Origin of the sequence: Saccharothrix xinjiangensis (assembly GCF_039527585.1) — a bacterium.
Lineage (GTDB): Bacteria > Actinomycetota > Actinomycetes > Mycobacteriales > Pseudonocardiaceae > Actinosynnema > Actinosynnema xinjiangensis.
The window spans coordinates 1-7,225 of record NZ_BAAAKE010000061.1 but is presented as its reverse complement, the minus strand read 5'-3'; the positions used below and the strand labels follow the sequence as shown (position 1 = coordinate 7,225).

Sequence of the window (7,225 nt, the reverse complement as noted above, 5' to 3'; positions counted from 1 at the left end):
TGTAGGAACGGCGCTTCCGAGGCGGCATGAAGACATCCTTCCAGCAGAACCCTCGGTCCTGCTAACTCGGTGTCCACTGCCCAGGGTGAACCTCACCAGGCATCCCGGCCGCAAACCTGCTGCTTGTGGGAGTCGAGTCACTTGATTCGAGCTACGCAAAAGGTAACGGTGGTAGCGAGGGCTATGGGTCGGAGCGCCATGGCGCTCCCCGTGCTCCTTGCTCCTCACTGTAGGAGGTTGTTCGAATATGTGAACCGATAATGAGAGAATTGAGACGTGGGACCCGTGGACCAGTACGCATCTTTGGTGGACGAGATCCGGTCGGCGCTAGTGCAGAGGTGGCCTGGGCCGTTGGTGCGTCCCCGTGGGTACCTCCGGGCTCCGCGAGGGCAGTGCCTGGGGTCGACGTTGTCCGAGGCTCGTGTCGAGGTCTTCGAGGCGGTACAGGGTATTAGGTTGCCGCAGCCGTACCGGACATTCCTGACCTCGGTGGGGGACGGTGGGGTAGGTCCCGGGTACGGGCTTCAGGAGCTCAGCAGGTGGCGCAGCGTCGAACTGCCGGGTGGTCTGGCCCGGGTCGAGTTGGGCGACGCGCCGGCCACGGGGCTGCGGGTGGTCGACGCGGGCGGGATCGAGGCGACCGTCCTGCTGGTGACGGGGCCGTACTCGGGTCGATTGGTGGACGTGGGTGCGGGCACCTCCGCGCGGCTGCGGCCAGAGGAGGACTTCCTGACTTGGTGCGCCGCCTGGTTGGAGCCTGCGGATCTGTCGGGTGTCGCGCCTCGTGGGGAGTCGGTGCTGGTCGAGTTGCTGTCCACCGCCGATGAGGCGGAGCGGGTTCGCGCGGTGCACGAACTCGGGGCGCTCGACGCGCTCTCCGACGGCACTGTCAAGTTGCTCGGATCACTGGCCCTGCGCGATTCGAGTTCGAAGGTCCGCTACCAGGCGGTCGAACTGCTCGGGGAGTTGGGAGGTGAGGGGGTGGACGCCCTGGTCGGAGCCGTCGGGGATGGGAAGCGCTCGGTCAGCCGCCGGGCGATGGTCCACGTCATGCGCCTGGCCGGCGCCACGCCCGCGTGGCAGGAGGCCCGTGGCATCATGCGCTCGACCGGGGACGACGTCGGTGTGCGAATCGCCGAGGATCTGGAGAGCCGCCGGCTTCTGGGGGCTGTGTTGCCGCCGGGCGGGGCGTGACGATGCTTGAACTACCGCCGGCCATGCGGAAGAGGAAACTCCGCCAAGGCTGTGCTGTCGGCGGATGCCGAGTCGGACGACTGCTGCTTGATTTACGCTCAACTGCGCGGTGTCTGTGTGCGCGACGTGTGATGGTCTATTCGGTGGCTTTGGGGTGGGCGCCTGCGTACTGCACCCATACGGTGTGCTTGTCCGTGTCCAGCAGGTACCAGATGCGGTCGCCGCCGGTGACCTCAATCTGCCACTGTGGCAGGGTCTTCCCGTTGTGCGTGCCGTGGGCCAGGCTGCCTTTGAGCTGGTGGTGACGGCTGGTCGGCTTGCCCGGACCCGGGCCTGGGTCGTTGCGCATGGTCTCCCAGGCTTGGCGCAGGTTGCCCGATGCTCGGGTTTCGAGGTCCTGCCAGCCTTTGACCGCCTCGGTGGTGCAGTAGCGGATGCGCCACTCGTCCCCGATGGCGGGCGGGGCGACCGGGTCGCCTTTCTTCGGGCTCACGCGGTGGCTGCTCCCGGTGCGGGGACGTCACCGAGGTCGTCGCCGTCCTGGCGGAGGATGGCGAGGAGTCGTGGGTCGGCGTGGACTTCGGCGGTGTGCTGCCACTGGGTGATGAGTTGTGTGACCGGGGCGGGGGTGCCCAGCGAGTCGGCGGCTTGCAGGGTGTCGACGAGTTCGACGACGAAGGCCCGCATGTCCTCGCGGGGCAGGAACCGCACCCAGGGGAAGGCCGTGGGCATCACGTCGGTGACCAGGTCTCGGACGCTCTCGCTGTGCTGCATCAGTGCCACGAAGAGGGCGGTGGTGGTCGAGACGACCTCGCGGACCTCCTGTGCCCGGCTGGCCGTGGTGAGGACCAGGTCCTCCTCGTCGCCGCGGCGGTGCACGAGCAGGGTCCGGCTCGGCGACTCCTGGAGCTTGCGGACGGAGTCGGCCGGCTTGTTCGACAGATCGCTGAAGTTGATCTCCGATGCAGCGATGGGCATAGTTGCAAGGTACCTTAAAACTCGCAGGGGTGCCAGGTTGTTCCGTCCGTGGCTGTCGAAGCGACTGTCACAGCTCTTGCCCGCGGCGATGCGGCCCTCGTTGATCGAGTTCGCTGGTGCGATGGCCGCTGGCACTGCGGCGATGGCGGCGTTGGTGAAGGTCGGTCACTCGATGGGCGCACAAGTGTGCGATGTCCACACCGGTCGATATGAGCTCGCCGTGGGAGGAGGGTGGGAGGAAATTGGGAGAATTCAATTTGAATGAACTGGCGTGAGTTGCGCCGGAGTGCGTTCAACTGCACCTTCGCTACCTGCTGATTTGCTATTTCCGCAGGTCGGGGCAAGATTTGGGCAATTCTGGGGGTCAAGGGGTCGCAGGTTCAAATCCTGTCGCCCCGACGGCCAAGAGGGTCTTCGCAGGTCAGACACTGCGAGGGTGTGCCTGCCGAAAACGTCGTCCATGCAGGTCAGGCGGCGTGGGGGTACTCGTTGAGGATGTCGCCCAACCGCCGTCGTTGGCGGATGTCGAGGTGGGTGAGCGCTGCTTGGTTCGTGATGGGTTGCGGCAGAACGCGTAGTGGTCGGGCGTTGGTGATGCCTTGGTGAGGTCGGTGGGTGTTGTAGAAGTGCTCGTACTCGCGTAGGGCGTGGAGTAGGTGCTTTTGGTTCCAGACGAGGGTGCGGTCGAGGAGTTCGCGGCGGCAGCTGCGGATCCAGCGTTCCATGATCGCGTTCATGCGCGGGATGCGGACGCCGCTAAGGAGGACTTGGATGCCTGCGTCGGCGAGGACGGTGTCGAACAGGGCTGGGAACTTCCCGTCCCGGTCGCGGATTAGGCACCGCACGTGTCGGCCCTCGCCTTCGAGGTCCACGACGAGGTTCCTGGCGGCCTGGGTGACCCAGGCCGCGGTCGGGTGCGCGGTGGCGCCCAGCATCCGGATCCGGCGGCTGGAGTGCTCGATCACCGCGAGCACGTACGGGCGGGTGCCGCTCAACGTGGAGGTCTCGAAGAAGTCGCAGGCCAGCAGGGCGCTGGCCTGCGAGTTGAGGAAGGCCGACCACGTCGTCGTGGTGCGTTCGGGGGCCGGGTCGATTCCGGCGTCTTTGAGGATCTGCCAGACGGTGGATGCTGCGATCTTGATGCCGAGTACGAGGAGTTCGCCGTGGATGCGGCGGTAGCCCCAGGTGGGGTTCTCTCGTGCCAGGCGCCGCGCCAAGAGTCGGATCGAGCGGATGGTCCGGGGTCGGCCGGGCCGCTTGGGACGGGATTTGGCTGCGTGGCGGCGTGCGATGAGGTCGCGGTGCCACCGCAGCACCGTCTCTGGACGGACCGGCAGTCGGAGCCGACGAAGCGTGGCGACGGGAAGTCGGTGCAGCAGTGCCGCGAGGAACGCCCGGTCGCTGGGGGAGAACCGCGGACGGCCCTTGCCCAGTTCGCGTTCCAGGATCGTGATGTGCTGCCGCAGCACCAGGATCTCCACGTCCTTGTCCCGATCGCTCAAGGGCAGCAGGCGTAGCAACGCGAACGCGTTGGTCACGCCGAGGTAGGCCAGTCGGAGCAGCACAGCCGGTCATCATGCCGCGTCAGCCGACGGCACTGCGGATGGCAGCCGTCCCCGTGAGCGCTTGACGTCTCCTGGGCTTATACGTCCTCTCCTGCATGGATGAGGTTCTCGGCAGGCACAACGCTGCACATGATCGAGCGCCCGACGGCGGCGTCACGTTCACCACAGCCCACCGCGACGACTGCCCGTTCATCATCGGCACCGGCACCCGGCCCTGCGACGAGAACTGCACTTCCCCCGCCGCACCGACCCGCCCCGAGCCTCACGGGTGAACCGCATCACCGGTCACAGCAGACAGCCTCACCGGCACCCCGCGACAGGTCGTCGGGTCGGTGCCGCGAGCTGTCAGCGCAGGGTGTCCAGGAGCGGTGCGAAGTAGCCACCGTCGCCTTCGGCGAACGCCGTGAGCATCGCGGCGGACGCCGCCCGACCGGCTTCGTCGACGTCCTCGCCCGCGGCCAACTCCGCTTCGAGCAGCCAGACCTCGAGCATGACCGCGTAGCCCAGGAGCACGTCGGGCCCACCCGCGTCCTCCAGGACGGATCCGGCGATCCGGGTCACCACCTCGCGCAGCGGCAGGCGCTCCTCGGGCTCGCCCGGCGCGAAGGCCATCTTCACGACCTCGTTGAGGTCGACCGCGACAGGGGCGACGACGGCGAACTCGAAGTCCAGCAGCGCCACCACCCGGCCGTCGTGCCACAGCGTGTTCGGCGCGCAGAGGTCACCGTGGTTCACCACCCGCGGCACACCCGGCAGCGCCGCCCGGAAACGGTCCAGCACCCGGCCGAGCCCCTTGGCCTGCGCCGGGGTGAGCTCTCCCGCTTCGACCAGCCGGTCGAGCGACGCGGTCGCCTCCTGCGCGCTGTCGGGGAAGAACGGCGAGCGGGCGCGGGCGTGCGGCGCGGCCACGGCCGCCTCCACGCGGTGCACGTGCCGCGCCCGCTCCCACATCTGCCCGACCGCCCGCACCCGGGCATCGTGGTCCAACGACGGCCAGACCTCTTCGAGGTTCTCCCCGGCCACCCGCCGGGTCAGCACCCACTCGTACCCGTCCCGGACACCCGCGTCGACGACCTCGGGGTAACCGACCTCCGCCGGCAGCAGCGCGACCAGCCGCGTCTCACGCAGCAGGTCCGACGAACCCGGCTCGCGCGCCACGCGGACGACAAGCCCTTCGGTCAGCCACGTGGCGTTGGTCCAGCCCCGCCCGCGCGCGGCGGAACCGAAATCCGCCCCGTGTCGTCCGAGGACTTCCTCCGCCACCCGCCGAGGACCGGGGCCAACCGGGCCGGTGTGCGTCACGCCGCGATCGTATTCGATCACGAGCGCGGGTGTGCCCGCACGGCTCACCGTGAGAGCACATCCGCGCAGCCGTACCTGCGGCTCTACCGTTCCGGATCGGCCGTCGCCTCGGCGGGGGCGAGGGAGTACTTCTTGGGCTTGTCGCCGGTGCGCACGGCATAGCCGCCCTCGACCAGCTTCTCCAGCGCGTTGTGCACCGCGCCCGCCGACCGGTTCAACGCCTTGCCGACCGCGTTCGGGCTGAAATCCTTCCCGGAGTGCCCCCGCAGGTAGTCCTCGACCATCCCGCGCAGCGCACCCGGAGCCAACCGCCCGCCGCCGGACCGCGTCTCCTCGTCGGTCCGTGCCGCGTCCGGTACAGCGGACTGGTCGCCGCCGGGCGCGCACCGCCGTCAACGGTTCCGGCGGTGCGGGTGACCAGGCCGTCGCGCTCCCAACGGGAGAGGATCTTCGGAGCGGTGGACTTGCCGATCCCGGCGGCGGTCGACAGCGCGGTGGCGGTGCCGCCGGGATGGGCGGACAACGCCCGCCACAACTTCTCCTCGGTCTCGGTACGCGGCTTGACCGGGTCGGGGACGACGCGCAGCACGGGCGTGGTGTTGGTGGACATGACTACCTCGCTGAGGGTGATGTGTTCGTGTGGGTGGTCATGCCCCGGCCGGAGCGGGCGCGGCCCCCGGTGCGCATCCGGTGATGTCGGGCCACACCACTATGAACGCTTCCTCCATCCCGTGTCGTCAAGCGTCCATGCAGGTCGGTCGTCCACCGGCGGACGAACCGACCTCGAAGGGACACCGCCACCATGGCCGCAGACATCACTCCCCGGACACCGCCCGAAACCACACCCGACACCGCCACCACCGCGCCGAACGGCGATGCCGGACACGCCCCACCAGAACCGACGCCCGTCACGACGCACCGCGACGACGAGGCGAGGATGCTGTGGCGGGAAGGACTTCCGCCCGATGCCGTGATCCTCGTCCCGTCCCTCGCGGCCGCGCCGATGCGCCGGCCGGAGAACACCTGGGCGATGCTGGTGCTGGCCGCGGACGTGCTCGACGACACCGACCCCGACCGCGACGGCGAAGTCGCCCTGTTCGCCGGCAGCCGGCTGCCCGACCGGCCGCCCGCCGCCGGGTGCGAGGGCGATCTCGCCCTCGTGCCGACCGCACCCCACGGCGAATCGCCCCCGAACGACCTGGTGGACGTGGAGATGCTGCTCGCCCACCGCAACCGATGGCTGCGCGTCGGCGAATGGGAAGCGCTGGACCCGCGCTGGCCGTGGACGGTCGCCATCACCGCCTCGGCGATCATGGCCCTGCACACCGAAACGACCGACACCGCCCCGCCCGCGCCCCACACGCCCGCCGAGCGACGACCTCTGCAGGGCTGGGGCGGCAACGGCGGCATCACCGACCTGCTCACCGCCCGGCTGGTCCGCGCGGGGGAGGAGTTCCTCTGGAACCGACGGTCCCGTCGTCGGTCGAGGACTGGGTCAGGACAGTGCGAGTGCGGCGCAGGAGGCGGCCAGGCCGAGGCACAGCGGTGAGTAGTAGCGCCGGTCGAGTCGGGCGAACTCGGTCGTGCGGCGCGACGACATCACCAGTCCGGCCGTGCCGCGCAGCAGGAGCACGGCGGCGACGCCCGCCGCGCCCGCGGTGGGGAGCCATGACGGTCCTGGTGCGGCGACCAGGTCGGCTCGTGCGGCGATCAGGTAGGCGGCCGCGCCGAGCAGCAGGGCCACGCCGAGCGTCATGCCCGGTGTCGGCAGCCTGTCGACGGGGACGTCGACCACCCGGCGGGCGAAGTCCTCGCGGGTGCGCAGCGGCCACGGCGAGAACGCCCACACCACGTGCAGCGCGCCTACCAGCACCAGTGCCGAGGCAGTGAGCACGGCCAACACGGTCATCACGACCTCCCCCTCTTCCGTACACCCCTGTACGGTCTTCCGTACAGTACCGTATGGAAGGTGGCGAAGCAGCGGCTCTCGAAGCAGGACTGGCTCACCGCGGCGCTCACCGCGCTGGCCGGGGGCGGGGTCGGCGCCGTGGCCGTCGAGCCCCTCGCCCAGCGGCTCGGCGTGACGCGCGGCAGCTTCTACTGGCACTTCGCCGACCGGAACGCCCTGCTGCACGAGGCGCTGGAGTGGTGGGAATCGCAGGGCACCGAGGCCGTCATCGAGCGGG

9 protein-coding genes are annotated in these 7,225 nt (G+C 69.4%); 3 read left to right on the top strand and 6 right to left on the bottom strand.

What is annotated here, in order from left to right; translation table 11 throughout:
• The first annotated feature begins 408 nt into the window (after positions 1-408).
• Positions 409-1,194, top strand: coding sequence for a HEAT repeat domain-containing protein (locus ABD223_RS43145; protein ID WP_344044135.1), 786 nt, complete (start codon positions 409-411; stop codon positions 1,192-1,194).
• Positions 1,195-1,330: 136 nt separating this feature from the next.
• Here ABD223_RS43145 and ABD223_RS43140 read toward each other — a convergent pair whose 3' ends face one another.
• The 5 genes from ABD223_RS43140 to ABD223_RS43120 form a co-directional block, all read right to left on the bottom strand.
• Complete coding sequence (locus tag ABD223_RS43140; protein WP_344044133.1) at positions 1,331-1,687, bottom strand: hypothetical protein; 357 nt, start codon at positions 1,685-1,687, stop codon at positions 1,331-1,333.
• Positions 1,684-2,172 carry a hypothetical protein gene (locus tag ABD223_RS43135; RefSeq protein WP_344044131.1) on the bottom strand — a complete coding sequence of 163 codons (489 nt, stop codon included), beginning with the start codon at positions 2,170-2,172 and terminating at the stop codon, positions 1,684-1,686. The genes ABD223_RS43140 and ABD223_RS43135 overlap by 4 nt, the downstream gene beginning before the upstream one ends.
• 467 nt (positions 2,173-2,639) lie before the next feature.
• Complete coding sequence (locus tag ABD223_RS43130) at positions 2,640-3,737, bottom strand: integrase core domain-containing protein (RefSeq protein ID WP_344044129.1); 1,098 nt, start codon at positions 3,735-3,737, stop codon at positions 2,640-2,642.
• 345 nt (positions 3,738-4,082) lie between these two features.
• Entirely contained in the window at positions 4,083-5,039 is a 957-nt protein-coding gene (locus ABD223_RS43125) for a phosphotransferase family protein (protein WP_344044127.1), read from the bottom strand.
• A gap of 83 nt (positions 5,040-5,122) precedes the next feature.
• Complete coding sequence (locus ABD223_RS43120) at positions 5,123-5,323, bottom strand: hypothetical protein (RefSeq protein WP_344044125.1); 201 nt, start codon at positions 5,321-5,323, stop codon at positions 5,123-5,125.
• Between the two features lie 518 nt (positions 5,324-5,841).
• Here ABD223_RS43120 and ABD223_RS43115 point away from each other — a divergent pair.
• Positions 5,842-6,588: a hypothetical protein gene (locus ABD223_RS43115; protein ID WP_344044123.1), complete on the top strand. Its 747-nt coding sequence runs from the start codon at positions 5,842-5,844 to the stop codon at positions 6,586-6,588.
• On the opposite strand, the gene ABD223_RS43110 is transcribed toward ABD223_RS43115, so the two are convergent.
• Positions 6,535-6,948 (bottom strand): DUF3995 domain-containing protein, encoded by a 414-nt coding sequence (locus ABD223_RS43110; RefSeq protein WP_344044121.1) that lies wholly within the window; start codon positions 6,946-6,948, stop codon positions 6,535-6,537. The two genes, ABD223_RS43115 and ABD223_RS43110, sit on opposite strands and share 54 nt — an antisense overlap.
• Before the next feature lie 60 nt (positions 6,949-7,008).
• Between ABD223_RS43110 and ABD223_RS43105 the strand changes: the two genes are divergently transcribed.
• A partial coding sequence (locus tag ABD223_RS43105; protein WP_344044119.1) for a TetR/AcrR family transcriptional regulator occupies positions 7,009-7,225 on the top strand: 217 nt, incomplete at its 3' end.